Source organism: Clostridium sp. CM038 (assembly GCF_055081105.1).
Genome location: NZ_CM143651.1, coordinates 1,031,454 through 1,049,549, shown reverse-complemented (window position 1 = coordinate 1,049,549; position 18,096 = coordinate 1,031,454). Strand labels below are relative to the sequence as shown.

Annotated in this window: 13 protein-coding genes and 1 riboswitch; of the genes, 2 read left to right on the top strand and 11 right to left on the bottom strand. The window is 30.7% G+C overall.

Annotation, left to right across the window (positions count from 1 at the left end; all coding sequences use genetic code 11):
• Window positions 1-108 precede the first annotated feature (108 nt).
• Together ACWJKS_RS04690 and ACWJKS_RS04685 are read left to right on the top strand one after the other, a co-directional pair.
• Complete coding sequence (locus tag ACWJKS_RS04690) at window positions 109-780, top strand: vitamin B12 dependent-methionine synthase activation domain-containing protein (protein WP_216302873.1); 672 nt, start codon at window positions 109-111, stop codon at window positions 778-780.
• On the top strand, window positions 761-3,142 hold the full coding sequence (locus ACWJKS_RS04685; RefSeq protein WP_220286538.1) for a homocysteine S-methyltransferase family protein: 2,382 nt from the start codon (window positions 761-763) through the stop codon (window positions 3,140-3,142). Before ACWJKS_RS04690 ends, ACWJKS_RS04685 begins: the two co-directional genes overlap by 20 nt.
• A 505-nt stretch (window positions 3,143-3,647) precedes the next feature.
• Here ACWJKS_RS04685 and ACWJKS_RS04680 read toward each other — a convergent pair.
• The 11 genes from ACWJKS_RS04680 to ACWJKS_RS04630 form a co-directional block, all read right to left on the bottom strand.
• A complete protein-coding gene (locus ACWJKS_RS04680) occupies window positions 3,648-4,937 on the bottom strand; it encodes a homoserine dehydrogenase (RefSeq protein WP_462960543.1) in 1,290 nt (429 codons plus the stop codon).
• Between the two features lie 67 nt (window positions 4,938-5,004).
• On the bottom strand, window positions 5,005-6,318 hold the full coding sequence (locus ACWJKS_RS04675) for an aspartate kinase (RefSeq protein ID WP_165414486.1): 1,314 nt from the start codon (window positions 6,316-6,318) through the stop codon (window positions 5,005-5,007).
• A gap of 368 nt (window positions 6,319-6,686) precedes the next feature.
• On the bottom strand, window positions 6,687-8,105 hold the full coding sequence (locus tag ACWJKS_RS04670; RefSeq protein ID WP_268064117.1) for an IS1182 family transposase: 1,419 nt from the start codon (window positions 8,103-8,105) through the stop codon (window positions 6,687-6,689).
• 246 nt (window positions 8,106-8,351) lie between these two features.
• On the bottom strand, window positions 8,352-9,107 hold the full coding sequence (locus ACWJKS_RS04665) for an NYN domain-containing protein (RefSeq protein WP_165414485.1): 756 nt from the start codon (window positions 9,105-9,107) through the stop codon (window positions 8,352-8,354).
• 146 nt (window positions 9,108-9,253) lie between these two features.
• On the bottom strand, window positions 9,254-10,417 hold the full coding sequence (locus tag ACWJKS_RS04660; RefSeq protein ID WP_165414484.1) for an AI-2E family transporter: 1,164 nt from the start codon (window positions 10,415-10,417) through the stop codon (window positions 9,254-9,256).
• 80 nt (window positions 10,418-10,497) lie between these two features.
• Window positions 10,498-10,593: riboswitch (NiCo riboswitch) on the bottom strand.
• An 84-nt stretch (window positions 10,594-10,677) separates the two neighbouring features.
• Window positions 10,678-11,784 (bottom strand): alanine racemase, encoded by a 1,107-nt coding sequence (locus ACWJKS_RS04655; protein WP_462960542.1) that lies wholly within the window; start codon window positions 11,782-11,784, stop codon window positions 10,678-10,680.
• Between the two features lie 168 nt (window positions 11,785-11,952).
• On the bottom strand, window positions 11,953-12,771 hold the full coding sequence (locus ACWJKS_RS04650; protein WP_462960541.1) for a Cof-type HAD-IIB family hydrolase: 819 nt from the start codon (window positions 12,769-12,771) through the stop codon (window positions 11,953-11,955).
• On the bottom strand, window positions 12,758-13,576 hold the full coding sequence (locus ACWJKS_RS04645; protein WP_216302877.1) for a response regulator transcription factor: 819 nt from the start codon (window positions 13,574-13,576) through the stop codon (window positions 12,758-12,760). Before ACWJKS_RS04645 ends, ACWJKS_RS04650 begins: the two co-directional genes overlap by 14 nt.
• Before the next feature lie 3 nt (window positions 13,577-13,579).
• Window positions 13,580-15,265 carry a sensor histidine kinase gene (locus ACWJKS_RS04640; protein ID WP_462960540.1) on the bottom strand — a complete coding sequence of 562 codons (1,686 nt, stop codon included), beginning with the start codon at window positions 15,263-15,265 and terminating at the stop codon, window positions 13,580-13,582.
• Window positions 15,266-15,288: 23 nt separating this feature from the next.
• A complete protein-coding gene (locus tag ACWJKS_RS04635) occupies window positions 15,289-16,953 on the bottom strand; it encodes an ABC transporter permease (protein WP_216302879.1) in 1,665 nt (554 codons plus the stop codon).
• Complete coding sequence (locus ACWJKS_RS04630) at window positions 16,943-18,052, bottom strand: ABC transporter ATP-binding protein (RefSeq protein ID WP_216302880.1); 1,110 nt, start codon at window positions 18,050-18,052, stop codon at window positions 16,943-16,945. Before ACWJKS_RS04630 ends, ACWJKS_RS04635 begins: the two co-directional genes overlap by 11 nt.
• Window positions 18,053-18,096: the final 44 nt, after the last annotated feature.

The following is an 18,096-nucleotide window of genomic DNA, read 5'->3' as shown; positions in this document are numbered from 1 at the left end:
TCAAATGTCAATGCAAACATACATTTCATAAATATTCATAAAATATATTATATTTGCAATTATTGTATTTATACTTTATTCTAAAAGTAAAACTGATTGGAGCGTACTATGGTAATTGATAAACAAGAAGTATTAAGATATTTGGGCTATAAAAATCAAATTATTAATAAGAGTATAATTGATTTAGTTGATGAATGTTGCGGTGAGATTATTGACATATGTAAAGAAAATTTTGTATATGAAATTTTTGATATTGAAAGAAAAAATGATCAGATTTTCCTCTTGGGTAGTACGTTAGTTTTAAAAGATGCAGATATAATAAATCTCCTAGTAAATTCAAGAAAATGTGTGGTTATGGCCGCAACATTAGGGATAAATGTGGATAGTAGAATATCTTACTATTCAAGATTTAATATTACAAAGGGTTTAATTATGGACGCCTGTGCAACCACCGCAATAGAAACCTTATGTAATGAGTTGCAAGATGAGATTATGAAAAATGCCTTAATAGATAATTTGCATATTACAACTAGATACAGCCCTGGATATGGAGACTTCTCTATTGATAATGGGTCAGAAATATTAAATGTTTTAGATGCTTATAAAAAAATAGGACTATCTATTACTGAAAATAGTATCATGATACCAAGAAAATCGGTAACAGCACTTATAGGTCTTAGTGAAGTTGCAAGTTTAAAATCAATTGACAAATTACAAAAATGTAAAATTTGTAAAAATAAAAATTGTGAATTCAGAAAGGATGGTAGATATTGTGTGTAGAAAAATAAACTTTAATAATTTTTTATTATTTGATGGAGCTATGGGAACAATGCTGCAAAAATACGGAATTAAGATGGGTGAATTACCAGAAAGCTATAATATATTGCACCCAGAAATCATTGAAAAAATACATGGTGAATACTTAGATGCAGGAAGTGACGTTATTACCACAAATACATTTGGTGCCAATAGTTATAAGCTTAAAGACACGCAATATACCGTTGAAGGTATTGTTGGAAGTGCTGTGAGAATTGCAAGAAAAGCGGCTGGTGATAATCTTGTTGCACTTGATATTGGCCCTATTGGTCAATTAATGGAGCCACTTGGAACATTATCATTCAATAATGCATATGAGGCTTTTGCAGAGCAGATTAAAATTGGCTCTAGGGAAGGCGCTGATATAATTCTTATTGAGACAATGTCCGATATTTATGAAGCGAAGGCTGCTATTCTTGCGGCAAAAGAAAATAGTTCTCTTCCAATAGTATGTACAATGTCATATCAAGGTGACGAGCGCACATTAACGGGAACAGACCCAATAACTATGGTGAACGTACTTCAAGGTCTTGGAGTAGATGCAATTGGGGTAAATTGTTCTTTAGGACCAAATGAAATGCTTCCAATAATAACAAAAATACTTAAGTACTCAAGTATTCCTGTTATAGTCCAACCTAATGCAGGTCTTCCTAAACTTGTAAATGGAGACGCAGTTTTCGATGTTCAGGCCCATGAATTTGCGCAGTATGCAAAAATTATGGCAGAAATGGGTGTTACGATTTTCGGTGGATGCTGTGGTACCGCTTGCGAGCATATAACAGCTATAAAGGCTGAGCTTAAAAAATTAAAGCCTGTACGCCGTGATGTTAAAAGAATAACGGCAGTAAGTTCCCCCTCTTTAACAGTAGTCCTTGGAGGACAAATAAAAATTATCGGTGAGCGAATAAATCCTACAGGCAAAAAGAAACTTAAAGAGGCTTTAAAAAATAATAATATGGACTATATACTCTATGAAGCTATTAATCAAAGAGATGCAGGAGCAGATATACTAGATGTAAATGTGGGACTTCCTGAAATCGACGAGCATGAGGTTATGATACGAACAATAAAAGAATTACAAAGTGTAATAAATCTTCCCCTTCAAATTGATAGTGTTAGATGTGACGTAATTGAGTCAGCAGTGAGAATATATAACGGAAAACCACTAATAAACTCTGTTAATGGTAAAGACGAAGTAATGGCTTCCATATTTCCAATTGTTAAAAAATATGGTGCATGTGTAATAGGTTTAACTATTGACAAGGATGGCATTCCAAAAACGGCTGAAGGCAGGCTTAAAATAGCCCAGAAAATTGTACAAAAGGCTGAAGAGTACGGAATAGATAAATCAGATATTATAATAGATTGTCTTGTTTTAACTGCATCAGCGCAGCAAAGTGAAATTAAAGAGACAATTCGAGCAGTTGAACTTGTTAAATCTAATCTAGGAGTTAAAACTACTCTTGGAGTAAGCAATGTATCATTTGGTTTACCACAAAGAGAACTATTAAATAGAACGTTCCTTGCTGCAGCATTAACCGCTGGCCTTGATGCACCAATACTCAATCCTCTATCCCCCGATATGATGGCGACTATTAATGCATTTAATGTTTTATGGAATAAAGATAAAGCTTCAAAAAAATATATAGATGCTTATTCATCCTTTGAAGGAAAACCAGTTGGTAAAGAAGTTGTAAATGCTAAAGATTTAAATCAAACTATTATTGATGGTTTGAAAGAAGAATCTTCGAAAATAACAAAAGAACTTTTGAAAACTATGTCAGAACTTGAAGTTGTAAACAAATATCTAATTCCATCACTTGATATTGTGGGCCAAAAATATGAAAGCGGAGAAATATTTCTTCCTCAATTATTACAATCTGCAGAAGCAGTAAAGAAATCTTTTGAGGTAATCAAAGAAAGAATGATGGCAAGCACGGATAAAAAACTTAGCAAAGGTACAATTGTGCTTGCAACTGTTAAAGGAGATATACACGATATAGGAAAAAACATAGTGAAAATCCTACTCGAAAACTATGGATTTGAGGTAATTGACCTTGGTAAAGATGTACACGAGGATATAGTTGTTAATGCAGTTCGCAGCGGAAACATTAAATTAGTTGGTTTAAGTGCACTTATGACCACAACAGTTAGGAGCATGGGTGAAACAATAAAAGCACTTAGAGACAATAACTTGGATTGCACTGTTCTTGTTGGAGGCGCTGTCTTAAATGAAGAGTATGCAAAAATGATAGGAGCAGATTATTATGCAAAAGATGCAACTCAAACTGTAAAATTTGCGAGAAAATTATTCGAATGTGAATAAGGGATACATCCTGTGAACTATCGACCGCGTGACTCGAAATAAGAGCTTGAAACGTGAAATTCCATTAAGAAATTCTAATCTTTTGCAAATATTAAATTCTCTGACGCTCACATTCGGCTTACGGCCGGTTCACTAGCCTGACTTCCTGTCAGGCTCACGAGTATTTAATATTGGCAAAACAAGAATTTCTAAATGGAATTTCAATGTTTCTGCTCTTCTTATTTCGAGTCACTCTGGTCGATAGTTCATACCATTATGCATATCTATATTAAGATGAATTTAGCAGGAACAGTTGACAAAAACACAAGAAAAATCTTAATAATCCACGCCCAAAAATCTTTTAGCCGTAGGCTGCGGATGTCATTAATAATCTTTGAATTTTCAATTGCCAAATGCACTGTTAGGTACGAACCTAGTCTTATCATTTGAATATTAGATTTTTTTCTTAGATTATGCTTTTCGTTAAAGCATAATTTAAGAAAAAATTCATTAAATCATATAAATTTTAATTAAATGATTCTATTCTTATTATACTTTCTATTTTGTTTACATTTTCTAGTTCTTTTATTTTTTCTAATGAATTTCGTATATTCTTTTCTTCACTCTTATGTGTAATAAATGCCAATATTACATAATTTTCAAGCATTACATCTTGAGTAACTGATACGATGCTAACATTGTTATTTCCAAAAATTTTTGCTGTATCTCCTAAAACTCCTGCCTTATCTTTAACGTTAAGTCTGATATAGAATTCTGATTCATTTTCTTCTGATTTTTTCACTCTTTTAAAATCACCTTCGTCACTTAGGGCCCTTGCATCAGAAGGCTTCACATTGTTTCTTAATATGGATATTATATCACCTACAACTGCACTCCCAGTTGGTAAATCTCCAGCGCCTTTTCCATATAGCATTAATTCTCCAACTGCATTTCCTTTTATCATAATCGCATTAAATGCATCGGCTACATTTGCCATTGGGTGGCTCGAAGGTATCATTGTTGGATGTACTCTTAACTCTAATTTGTTATTTTCTTCTTTAGCTATTGCTAAAAGCTTTATTGTATAACCAAATTTTTTAGCATATTCTATATCTATGTCACTAATACTTCTTATTCCTTCTCTGTAAATACAATCGTGATCTACCTTAGTTCCAAATGCTAGAGAAGACATTATCGCAAGCTTATATACAGCATCAAAGCTATCAACATCAGAGGTTGGATCTGCTTCAGCATAACCCTTTTCTTGAGCCTCTTTTAGTGCCTCATCAAAGCTAATTCCATCCATTGTCATTTTGCTTAATATGTAATTAGTTGTTCCATTTATAATTCCAATTATCTGTTCAATCCTATTGGCTGTAAGACTCTCATTTATTTCACGTATTATTGGAATTCCACCAGCCACACTTGCTTCATAATAAAATAATACGTTTTCTTCCTCTGCTGTTTTAAATAACTCTTCGCTCCAGTTCGCGATAACTAATTTGTTAGCAGTTACAATATGTTTTTTAGCTTTCATTGCGCGTATCATATACTCCTTAGCTTCTTTTCTTCCACCAATAAGCTCAACCACAATTTTTATACTTTCATCATTTATAATATCATCAATATTATCTGTTAATATTTCCTTAGGTACATCTATATCTCTTTTTTTATTTATATCTTTTACGAGTATTTTAGCAACTTCTATTTCATAATTTGAACGTTTCATTATTTCTTTTCTATTTTCGTGAAGTATTTTCCATACACCTGTCCCAACATTTCCAAAACCTAAAATCGCTATTTTTACCTTTTCCATATTAATTTCCCCCTTTTAAATTGTCTCTTGCGGCTCTTAAATATTATTTCTTATCCACAGGTAATTATTAATTTTCAAATGCTTTATAAACTGCCCTAATTGCATTTTCAAGATCCTCATTTTCTATACCAATAATTATGCTTAACTCACTTGACCCTTGATTGATCATTCTAATATTTATATCATATTTTGATAATGCGCTAAGTACTTTAGCAGATATCCCCTTCGTTCTTATAATACCCTCTCCAACCACTGACATTAAAGCCATATTTGGGTGAATTATTAATGAATCTGGACTACATTGATTTTCAATTTCTTCTAATATTTCATCAATTTTATTCTCTAATTCAGAATCGTCAATTACCAATGAAATTGAATCTATCCCTGATGGGATATGCTCAAAAGATACATTATTACTTTCTAGAATTGAAAGAATCCTGCGACGATATCCTATATCTTTGTTCATAAGTGTCTTTTCCATTGCTATTACTGTAAAATCTTTTTTTCCTGCTATCCCTGTAATGTTTCCAACTTTAATTTCTGATTTATTACTTAAAATAAAGGTTCCATTATCTGTTGGCTTATTAGTATTTTTTATGTTTATTGCGATTCCATGATTTTTAACTGGAAAAACTGCCTCTTCATGAAAAACATTTGCACCCATATATGAAAGTTCCCTAAGTTCTTTATATGTCACCTCTTCAATAAGTTTGGGATTATTAACAATACTAGGATCCGCCATTAAGAGACCTGACACATCTGTCCAGTTTTCATATAGCTTCGCACCTACACCTCTAGCAATTATTGCCCCGGTAATGTCTGAACCACCTCTTGAAAAGGTTCTTATTTCACCATCTTTGGAAGAACCATAAAATCCTGGAATTACCGCTTTTTCTACTTTTGATAACCTAGTCTTTACGGCATCGTAGGTTGCCTTTTCATCCAATCGTCCACTTTTCTTTAAAAAAATAATCTCAGCAGCATCAATAAATTCGTACCCCAAATATTCAGCTAATATTAAAGCATTAAAATATTCTCCCCTACTTGCTACAAATTCTTCTGAAGCTCCATTAATTATTTTTTCTTTAAGTTCTCTTAAATGTTTTGACATATCAATAGAAATCTTTAATTCACTACATAAAACAGTATATCTTTCTTCAATTAATTTAAATAATTCATCAAATGGTAGTGATTTTTTTACATGCTCATGGCACAAATATAAAAGATCTGTAATCTTATAATCACCTTTATTTCTTTTCCCGGGAGCTGATGGCACAACATAACGCCGCCTAACATCCGACAAGACAATATCTTTTACTTTTTGAAATTGTTTACTATCGCATACTGAACTCCCACCAAATTTTGCAACTATAACCTCCATAATTTTTACCCCCTAAATGTCTTAACTTAAAAAAACTTATGAATTCCAACTTACAGAAGGCACCCATATAAATTACCTTTTATAAAAAAATCTATTAACCCATATCCTGCAGAGCTGAAATATTCACTTATATTCCTTTCAGAAAATATCGCCCTGTTTCCTGTACTATGAATTAATGGTAATTTAGTATTGAATTAATTATACTCGTTTTTTACAAAATGTCACCTGATTTTCGACATTTTTATGACACATAATCTATTTTTTTTAAATAATAAAAGCTGTGAAGTTAAACTTCACAGCTTTTATTATTACAGGTTGTTTACAAACCCAGTATAATTTTTTTATTATACTGGGTTTTTTACATGCAATTATGCGATAGCATTTTGAGTTATGGATAAATTTAAAATAACAACTATCTTCTTAGTTAGAAAATCAAAAAACAGTAAAGATAGCAGGCTAGCTATCTTTTTCATATTCTGCACTGCTGCTGTAAGCAGACACTGCTCTTGCACATTTTCTAATCCACGCATATGGCAATAGCGAAGCCCATGCAGTTGTTTTGAATCTGCGAAGCTTCGCTCTATAGTTTCTTTTCTTCTTCTATATATATTTCTGCCTTTATCTGTTCTGGTGAACTTTACAACATCTTCTTTATACGTTTCCCAAACATGTCTTCTAATAGTTTTAAACTTGCTTTTTGCAGAAAAGCATTGAGCTCTATTTGGACATATCTCGCAATATTTTGCATTACCAACATATTCTTTATATCCTTCTCTTGTTGTCGTTTTATAATGTAAAGCCCTTAAGTCAGGGCATACGTAAATGTCCTGCTCTTTAACATATTGGAATTTATTTTTTGTGTACATTCCTTTTGTATGTGGAGACCTACGGTATCCCATTACAGATTTTAATTCCCTCTCATATAGTTCTTTACATATAAGATTTGTAGCATAACCAGCATCTGCACCAACATATTTTGTATTAAAATTAAACTTTTTTATTTGCACATCTAATCTATCGATATAAGGATCAACATCATTTATGTTTCCAGGAGTAACATACACATCAGTAATTATATTATGTCTGCTATCGACAGTTCTGTGATCTAAATATGAGAAGCCTTCCGGCTTGCCATCTCTCATCATATATCCACTGTCGGGGTCGGTTGTGCTAACTTTAGTTTCTTTTATTTTGGTAACAGGTTCTTTTTCCTTTAAAGGTTTTTTACCATGGTTTATTCTATCTTCTTCCACTGCTTTATTAAGTTCAGCTACATATTCTTTCGGCGTTTTTTCAACTTCAATTTTCACAAGCTTTCGCTTATTAGCATTTGCTTTTAGGTGTGTAGAGTCTGTGTAAAGTATTTTACCGGTTACCATCTTAAGATTTATAGCCTTAAATACTACTTCGTCAAATATTTTTTGAAACACATCTGTACCTTTAAACCGTCTACGTCTATTTTGGCTAATTGTTGAATGATCTGGAATAGGATCAGTAAGACTTAGTCCTAGAAACCATCTATAAGCCACATTTACTTCAATGTCCTTTACAAGTTGTCGTTCAGATTTTATTCCAAATAAGTACCCAATAAACAGCATTTTAAAAAGTATAATAGGATCTACGCCAGGTCTTCCATTATCTAAGCAGTAATATTTTTTAGTCAGTTCTCTTATAAAAGAGAAATCCATGTATTTATCTATATTTCTCAGAATATGGTCTTTAGGAACTAAATCTTCTAAATACACCATTTCTAGTTTTTGTTGTGTGAAGTTCTTTTCATTAATCATAATAATGCCCTCCGAATTATAAAGTTTGTATACTATATATATTCGACATTGATGTCCTAAAATCCTTTTTGAATATGAAAAAAAACACTCCAATTTTAAATTAGAGTGTTTTACATTTTATGTTTGTCAACGGTCTGAAATAATAAAAGCTGTGAAGTTAAACTTCACAGCTTTTATTATTATTTTGATTATAACATTACATACAATTACTGGATATGAAATTCTTCAAACCCATTCCTCCTTGGGTTAGCACTCTTTATTTCTAATATATTTAAGACTTATACTTGGATTGCTAGTTTTTGTTGATCTAATCTCAAAATATTTTAAAGAGGCTACAAAAGGTGTAAGCTTTGCATAACCATAGTTTCTAGTGTCAAAATCAGGATACCTCTTATTAAGAGTGCTACCTAGTTCTCCTAAAAATGCCCAACCATCTTCATCTGAAATCTCAGTTATAATAGTTTTTATAGCCTCTACTAATTTACCGGGACTTATCATACCACCTTTTGATTCTTCTTGTATTTGTGCTCCTTTAACGGTCGCTATTTCAGTATGTCTTGGCGCCATTGAAGCTAATACTTCAAGATATTTAAATTTCTCACAAGCTGAAATGAAAGGTTTTGGAGTTTTCTTTTCTCCCATACCAATTACATACATACCGGCTTCGCGAAGTCGAGCTGCTAGTTTAGTAAAATCACTATCACTCGATACAATGCAAAATCCATCAACATTGCTTGAATAGAGTATATCCATAGCATCTATTATTAGGGCTGCATCCGTAGAATTTTTGCCTGTAGTATAACTATATTGTTGTATTGGACTAATAGAATAATTAAGCAATACATTCTTCCATGAAGCTAGTTGAGGCTTGGTCCAATCCCCATAAATTCTTTTATATGTAGGTGTTCCATGATTTGAAATTTCGTCAATTATATACCTTATATATTTATCAGACACATTGTCAGCATCAATCAAAACTGCAATTTTCATATCCTTTTCCATCTTTATCTCCTTTACACCTTAATGTCTTTAAATTATTTTATAATAAATCTATTAACTCATTACTTTAAAATAACATACTAATTATAACATTCTACAAAATTGCAAATATTCCTTCTATATTTCAATAATTAACTATTATCCTGGTTTTAAACTTCGCTACTCGTTTCATCTGTTCGCTTTCTTATAATTTTTATTAAAAATAGTTTAATTATGCCAGCAATAGGTACAGATAAAAGCATTCCAATTATACCTGCTAAACTTCCCCCTATAGTTATTGCCATGATTATGAAAATCGGATGTAGACCCATGCTATCTCCTACAATTTTTGGTGATATAACGGCACCATCAAGTTGTTGAACCGCAAGAAGTAGAAGTACTGCCCATAAAGCCTGCATAGGGTTCGGACTAAGAATACCCACAATAATTGCTGGAATACAACCAATTAGTGGACCAACATAGGGTATAATATTTGCAATACCTGCAGTAAATCCAATAAGAATAGCAAAATCAATGCCTACAAAAGACAGGCCAATACTGCTAATTAATCCAACTATTAAACCATCAAGGAGCTGTCCTCTTATGAACCTAGATACAATATAATTAATTTCAAGAAGGGTTTTATTAAGGCTCTTAAATTTACTTTCCTTCATTATAAGACTCACATAATTTAAATATATCTTTTTAAAAAATTCATAATCCTTTAATAAATAGAAGGAAATAAACAAACCAATAAAACTATTTATAATACTGTTGCTTATACCTGCAAATATTTTGATTGTACTATTTATAGAAAGTGATAAATATGAGTATATCTGCTGTATAGCTTGTGATAAATACCCCTTTATATCGAGAGAGAGACCACTTTGCGTGATTTTTCTGTTAATATAATCATAGAGCTCATTATAGCGTTTTATATAATCACTAATAGTTTCGAACATAACTGATAAGGTTTCATTGTGACTAATTTGTCCACCAATCATCGCATAGATGCTATAAATAAGTATAATAAATAATAAAATCACTACTAAGTATGTTAGTATAATGCTGATTAAATGGGGCTTATATTTAAGTTTTAAGTGCTTAACAAGAAAAGCATTTATAATCTTTGATAATGGATATAATAGATAAGCAATTATACAACCAATAATGAGTGGAGAAATCATTGAAAATAAAGAATTGATTGTACTAGTAATATTACTAAAAACCTCTTTGAAATTAAATACTACATTATAGCTTATAAAAATCAAGGTTGCCGTGAGGGCAACATATAGTACATACTTAAGATACTTTCTGTCTAATCTGTTTTTCATGATTATATCCTCCTTAGTAATTAATTATCTTTGCATTTGTCATATTTATTGATACAAATAAAAAAGCCCGTAGAACTATAAACTGTCCCACAGGTGTATAATTTTAATCCTATTGCCATTTAGGCCCAACTTCACGAACTTTTTTACAAGTTCATCACCTGATCAGTTTGTACTGTTATTTATATACAATACAAAGAGATTCCCTTAAATTTATCATACAAGGCTATTATATGTCAATATTTTTATTTTTTGTACATGGCTTATATTAAAACCTTTGATATACCTGAATATCCACTTAAACACATCATTGGCGGGTAGTACATTTGAAAATCAAGTATGTCCCCTAATTTAATTTCACTATCACACTCTTCAATATCTACAATTAAGTGATCTGAACTACTTCCTATAATTTTAACACCTTGTTTTTGCGGTATTAGCTTGTCGTGTAACCCAAAATCCTGTTTTCCCACTGCAAGTAACGCCTTTTTTCTTATTCCTTTATCCTCATAGGTTGGTTTATTGCCAAAAGCATCAATAAACACTTTCCCAACAGGATGTGTAGGCTTATCTTTTATTTCCACAACCTGCGCTTTTAGCACAAAAGTATCCTTATGCATATGTCTCATATCATATCCCCAGTACTCATCTAAATCTTGTGCTAATAGTACTCCCTCGCCTATTCTTAAATTATTTACTCTTTTAGGCATTTTCCCATCTATTACTAAAGGCAGTGAACTTGTAGCTCCCCCTGAAATCATTTCTAGTCTCCTGTTTATTTTACCCTCAATTATTTCAGCAATATTACAAAGCCTTCCTAAATTCTCTTCTGTAGGCATTATTGCTCCATAACAACCTAAATTTGTTCCTACTCCATATAACTCTATATTTTCAAGATGATTTTCCACATATTCCGCTAAATTTATGAATTCGTTTTCATAAAAGACGCCTTCCCTTAAATCTCCAAGGTCAAGCATTAAAATGACCTTATGTTTTTTACCTTGTAATTCACATTCATTTTCAATCATATTCAATGTTTCCATTTCAGAATTTAGACTAATATCAGCATATTGTACCAAGTCTTTTATTTCACTAAACATTGGAATTCTAATCATCATAAAAGGTTTCTCTATTCCATATTCCTTTAGTTTAATTATTTGGTCCATTCTTGAACTTGCTATATATGTACACCCTGCATGTGCAAACTGTTCTACGGCCTCTGGTATTGCATTAAACCCCTTAACTACTCCAGCAATGCTTATCCCCTGAGATCTACATAAATCTACCATGTATTCAATATTTTCGCGTACATTTTTTAAGTTAATTTCTAATATTGGATATTTAATACTTGGATAAGTTTTTTGTTTCATGCCAATTCCCCCTAAAATATTTTATGTTTAGAATATATTTACTAGGTTTTAAATAAGTTTTTTATATGAACTTAATTATCTTAACTTGCAACTAGTATAAACCATAATAGGAATAATTTAAATAAGCCAGTCAAAATGAATATACATCATCTCAACTGGGCAATTATTTTAAAGATGGATTAACTCATCACAAGCATATGCAAATCCATTCTCATCGTTTGATTTTGTTATAAAACTAGCATACTTTTTCAACTCCTCATGAGCATTTTCTACTGCTACACCAAATCCAGAGTTTTTTATCATATCTAAATCATTAAGGTTATCCCCTATCGCCATTACATTGGATATATCTATGTCCTTTAATTTACAAAGTTTTACTAGAGCATTGCCCTTCGAAACGCCTGTTTTAACAATTTCCAAAAAATAATCATGGCTTTTAAAAAAATTAAATTTTTTAGAATCGATTTCTGCTAACTTACTATGTATATCATCTACTATGCATTTTTCTCCAATTATCATTAGCTTTGCATATTTTTTATTTATTGCTCTACTAAAATCGCTTATCTCACTTACACCATATCCATTTACTTCACATTCGATATCTGTATAAGTAGTTTTTTTATTACAAATCAAACAATTACCCTCATGGACTGCAAATGAGACATCATAATCTTTATAAGCATTATAAACTTCATTAATAATTTCCTCATCTACATACCCGAAATCGTAGGTTTCCCTAGATTTAGTATCGAAAATACTTACTCCATTCATGCTTATAATATAATCCACTTCATCTATCAATTGATATCTCCCTAGAAATTTACACAGAGAGCTTCTTGACCTTCCAGTAGCAACAGCAAACTTAATATTATTTCTTTTAAGTTTTTTAATAAAGGACAGGTTCTTTCCTGATATTTTGCTATCATTATCTAATAATGTTTTATCCATATCTGTAATTACTAATGAAATATTTTTACTCTTCATCATTTTCATTATCCCCCTTGATGTATAAATTAGCTTTAGCAAACTCTAATGGTGAAGCTTTTATATATTTTTTAAATACAGTAGAATAGTGTTTATAATCAGTAAAACCTACCATAGAAGATATCTCATAAACCCTATACTCCCCCCTCATAAGTAATTCAATTGACTTTTGTACTCTATATCTATTTAAAAAGTCATGAAATGTTTGATTTGTCTGTTCCTTTAAATTTCTACTGAGGTAGCTTGAGCTTACTGCTAACTTTTCTGCAATATCCTCAATACTAATCTTTTTTGCGTAATTGTCTTTTACATAGTTAATTACTGATTCAGTATATTGAGATTTTTTTTTATCAGATTTTAAATAGTACTCCAAATTTAGAACATCAATATTTTTGTAACCCTTAATACTATTTTTAAATTCATTATATATTTTTTTCTCATCAATTTTATTCTTAACCTTTCCGATTATCTCTTTAAATTTATCTTCATCAATTGGTTTTAGTACATAATCAAAGACTTTCAGATCTATAGCTCTTTTTGCATATGGAAATTCTCCGTAGCTAGTTAAGATAATCTTTTCAAAATCATAAATTTCACTAGCTTTCTCCAACATATCCACGCCGTTCATTATTGGCATTTTAATATCTGTAATGACTAAATCGGGCTTGATTTCTATAATCGTTTTTAGTCCTTCTTCGCCGTTTGCAGCTTCCCCTGAAATAATACAATCCATACTCAGCCAGTCGATAGTGTTGATTAATCCTTTTCTTATAAAATTTTCATCTTCTACAATAAGCACTTTAATCATAATCTACTCCTCACTTTTATGTACTGGAAGGTTAATAACTATTTTAGTACCTTCATATAGTTTACTATATATATTTATACCGTATTCCATACCATACATAAGATTGATTCTCTTTTGAACATTATAAAGTCCTATATGGTTTGTATCGTTTTTACTTTTGTTAATGAGTTTTAGTATCCCAGATAATTTTTCATAACTCATTCCTTCTCCGTTATCCACAATTGATATTACTAAATTATCATTTTCAACCCTACAGTCTATATTTATTTTTAAATATTGTTTTGTTTCAAATCCATATTTTATACTATTTTCAATAATAGGTTGTATTATAAGTTTTGGTATCAAGCATTCTCCTACTTCTTTATTTAAATTAAAAATGTAATCAAAATTATCATCAAATCTAAATTTTTGTATTATTAGATAATCCTCTATGTATTTAACGTCATCATTAAGCTTTACCTTATTAAAATTTTTATTTATGCTGTATCTTAACAAGTTAGCCATTGAAACAATGATCTTTGAGGCACTCTTCTCATCTGTTTTTATCATGTATTTAAGCATTTCAAGTGTGTTAAATAAGAAGTGAGGGTTAAATTGTGCTTCTAGCTGCTTAAGCTCTGATAATGCATTTCTTCTTGCCTCTTCTTTGTTTCTTTCTACAAGCTCGTTTATTCTTATTATCATTTTATTGCAATACTGACCTATAACTTCAAACTCATCATTAGAGTTTATACTGACAACAGTGTTCAAATTGCCCTCTTGAACACTGTTAATAGCAGACAATAATTTATCAATTGACTTTGTCTTACTTATAGATATTTTCTTAGCAATGAATAACATAGAAAACACTAAAATTAAAAACACTAAGATTAAAAATATTTCACCTATTAAATAGATGTTTTTTATAAAGCCCACATATGTAATTGTATGAATATAAACATTACCTTCTATTATAGAATTATTAAATACATAGTTATTATCTTTATCCAAAAATGGCTTCAATTTACCTATACCATCTAGAAGTGCATTATTAGTTGAAACTATATTATTGTTATATCTATCAGTTATTACAGCATGATGATTGCTACTACTGTAAACTATTTTGTTCATCTCATTTTCTAAAATATCGAAAACAATAAACCCTACAACGTGGTTATTGTCATCAGTAATAGCTTCTCCTATAGAATATACAGTTCTTGTATTCACATCGAGTTGAGCCCTATTAAGCATCATAACAGATTTATTAGGATTGTCTTTCATTTTCTTAAAAACTCCACCCATAAATAAATCATCACTTTTAGCGTATTGAGGGTCCCCTTTAGCATTTGTTATTATAGACTCTCCTTTTTCATTAAAAACATAAAAAACACTTCTTATATTATGATTATTAACGGTATTATAAAGCCTTTCATATACCATTGCTTCGTCATGTTGATTATAAAAAGCCTTTTTTATTTCATCCCATTTTACTAAATGCTCTACTTCCACTTTGTAACTTACAAACTCATTACTTATAATATTTGATATACTATTGTTATATTTTTTATTACTTCTCTCGACGGCTTTACTGCTATACAAAAATAATAAATTATAAAAAATAAAGGACAAAATTATAATAGGAGTCAGTGCATATAATATAAAAGTTTTTCTTATTTCTTCCTTGAAAAATTTTCTTTTTATATTTTTCATACGCAAATCCCCCTATTAGGTTTTTATAAACTTATTTCTTTCTTACCTGTGAATTTAAAGAAAACTATTAGTGATATGATAGTTGTAGCCGTTAATATAGATGATAAAGCAGCTGCTGTACCATAACTTGCCCTTATAACGTCTGTGTATATTGCAACTGATAATGTTCTTGTAGTTCCTGTATATAGAATAATTGAAGAACTTAATTCATTTATTACTGTTATCCAGCTTAATATTGCTCCTGCAAATACCCCTGGTATCATCATAATTGCAGTAACCTTAAAGAATGTTTTCATTTCAGAATAACCTAAACTAATTGATGCTTCTTCAAGACTTGGACTAAGTTGCAATAGTATTGCTGCACTGGATCTAATGGTATAAGGTAGTTTTCTTATAACAAATGCAATTATCATTATAATGAAAGTACCACTTAGCACCATTGGTTTCTTGTTGAATGCTAATAATAATGTAATACCTAAAACAGATCCTGGAATAATATATGGGAACATAGTTAATGTATCTAGGAAGGAGGTTAAGGCACTTTTTCTTCGTACAGATACGTAAGATATAAGCATTCCCAATAATATTATTATTATTATAGCTATTATACCATATACATAGGTATTCAGAATTGAATTACCCAGTTTTGAAAGCACTGTTTTATAGCTATTTAGTGAAAACCCTTTAACAAACATTGAGCCACTTGTTTTTAAGAACGAGGTATATATTACTGTTACCTGAGGAATTGCAGCTAGTGCTACAACAATATAAACATATAAATGTGCTAAAAGGTTCTTGCATCCCTTAACCTTTTTAGCAGATATAGGCTTTAATGAGTTCATAACATATGACTTTCTATTAACTACATATTTTTGTCCTAAAAAAATAACCGCTGTTATAATTACCATTATTGTACTTAGTGCAGCGGCAAAATTTGCTTGACCGCCTACCTCAGATACAAACTCTGAGTAAATTAAAACTGGCATAACTCTAAACCCTTCACCTATAAGCATTGGAGTTCCAAAATCAGCAAGACAATTCATGAATACCAATAATGACGCTGCCATTATTGTAGGAAGCATCAGTGGTAATATAATAGTAAATACTTTTTTAACTCCACTACAGCCTAAACTTTCTGCTGCTTCACTTAGTGAAACGTCTATTTTCTTTAGTGCTCCTGAAACATACAAATATATAAACGGAAATAATTTCAAGGTAAACACTAGTAAAATCCCTTTAAACCCATAAATACTAGGAAGATGTATTCCTAAGGTTTTCAAGAAGAAATTTGTAATAACTCCGTTTCTTCCAAGTAGTAATATCCATGAATATGCTCCTATAAAAGGTGGAGATAATACAGATATTATAATAAGTACCTCTACGATTGATTTAAATTTAATTTTTACTGTAGTCATGATATAAGCTAAGGGAGCACCAATTAAAATAGCTAGTAAGGTTACTATAATACTTACAGTAAAACTATTTATAAGTGTTCCATAATAATACTTTTTAGTGAAAAACTTAGCGAAATTGTCTAAAGTGTATTTTCCGGTCTCCACATCTTGAAAACTAGTTAAAAACAATGAACCTAGTGGATAAATTAGAAATACTGAGAATATTAAAAATGAAATAAGAATTATTATTGTCCAAAAATCAAATTTTATCTTTTTAACTTTTTTATTCTTCATATTTTCCCACTCCAGTAATAAGACTTATATCCCCATCCTTGTTAAAAACATTAATTTTTTTATTGTATACTTGCAGATATAGCTCTTGTCCAATTTCATGGAAAGTATCATTAGTACTAGTATCTTGTGTTAGTTCAATTATTTCCCCATTATCAAGTTTTACTTCATAATTTATATATTTCCCGAGGAATGTATTAAAGTGAACTACACCTCTAATCCCATAATTGTTATTGCTTATTATAAATTCCTCTGGCCTTACGGATATTTTAATTTCTTTTCCGTTTTCCGCTCCGCTATTCAAATTATTCATAGACACTTTATATCCATTCTCAAATACAACGTATTGCTTTTCCTCTTCTACTAATATTTTTCCATTAAATATATTAGAGTGACCAATAAATGTAGCAACAAAGACATTTGAAGGTCTTAAATAAATTCTTTGTGGTGTATCTATTTGCTGAATAACACCTTTGTTCATAATTGCAATTCTATCTGATATAGCAAGTGCTTCTTCTTGATCATGAGTTACATATACTGTGGTTATTCCTACTTTCTTTTGTATTTCTCTTATAGCACTTCTCATTTCTATTCTAAGTTTTGCATCTAAATTTGAAAGAGGCTCATCCATAAGCAATACTGTTGGATGAATTACAATAGCCCTCGCTAGTGCAACGCGTTGCTGCTGTCCTCCTGAAAGTTTGTCTGGTGATCTATCCTTATACTCATATATCTTTACAACTTTTAAAATTTCCTCAAGTTTTTTATTTGATTCTTCTTTGCTAAATTTTCTTAGCTTTAACCCATATTCAACATTTTCTGATACTGTCATATGAGGGAATATAGCATAATTCTGAAACACCATACCTATATTTCTTTTATGTGCGGGAATATCATTAATTACCTTTGAGTTAAACTTAATCTCTCCTTCTTCAATTGTATTAAATCCTGCTACCATTCTTAAAAGAGTTGTTTTACCACAACCTGAAGGTCCTAGCAATGTGAAAAATTCACCCTCCTTAATTTTAAGTGAAAGCTTTGGAATTACTGTATTATCATCATATCTTTTTACTATATTTGTGAATTCAATGGATGTACTCATATTTTAATTTCCTTTCTAATACAAATTTTTTTATAAAAAAAACC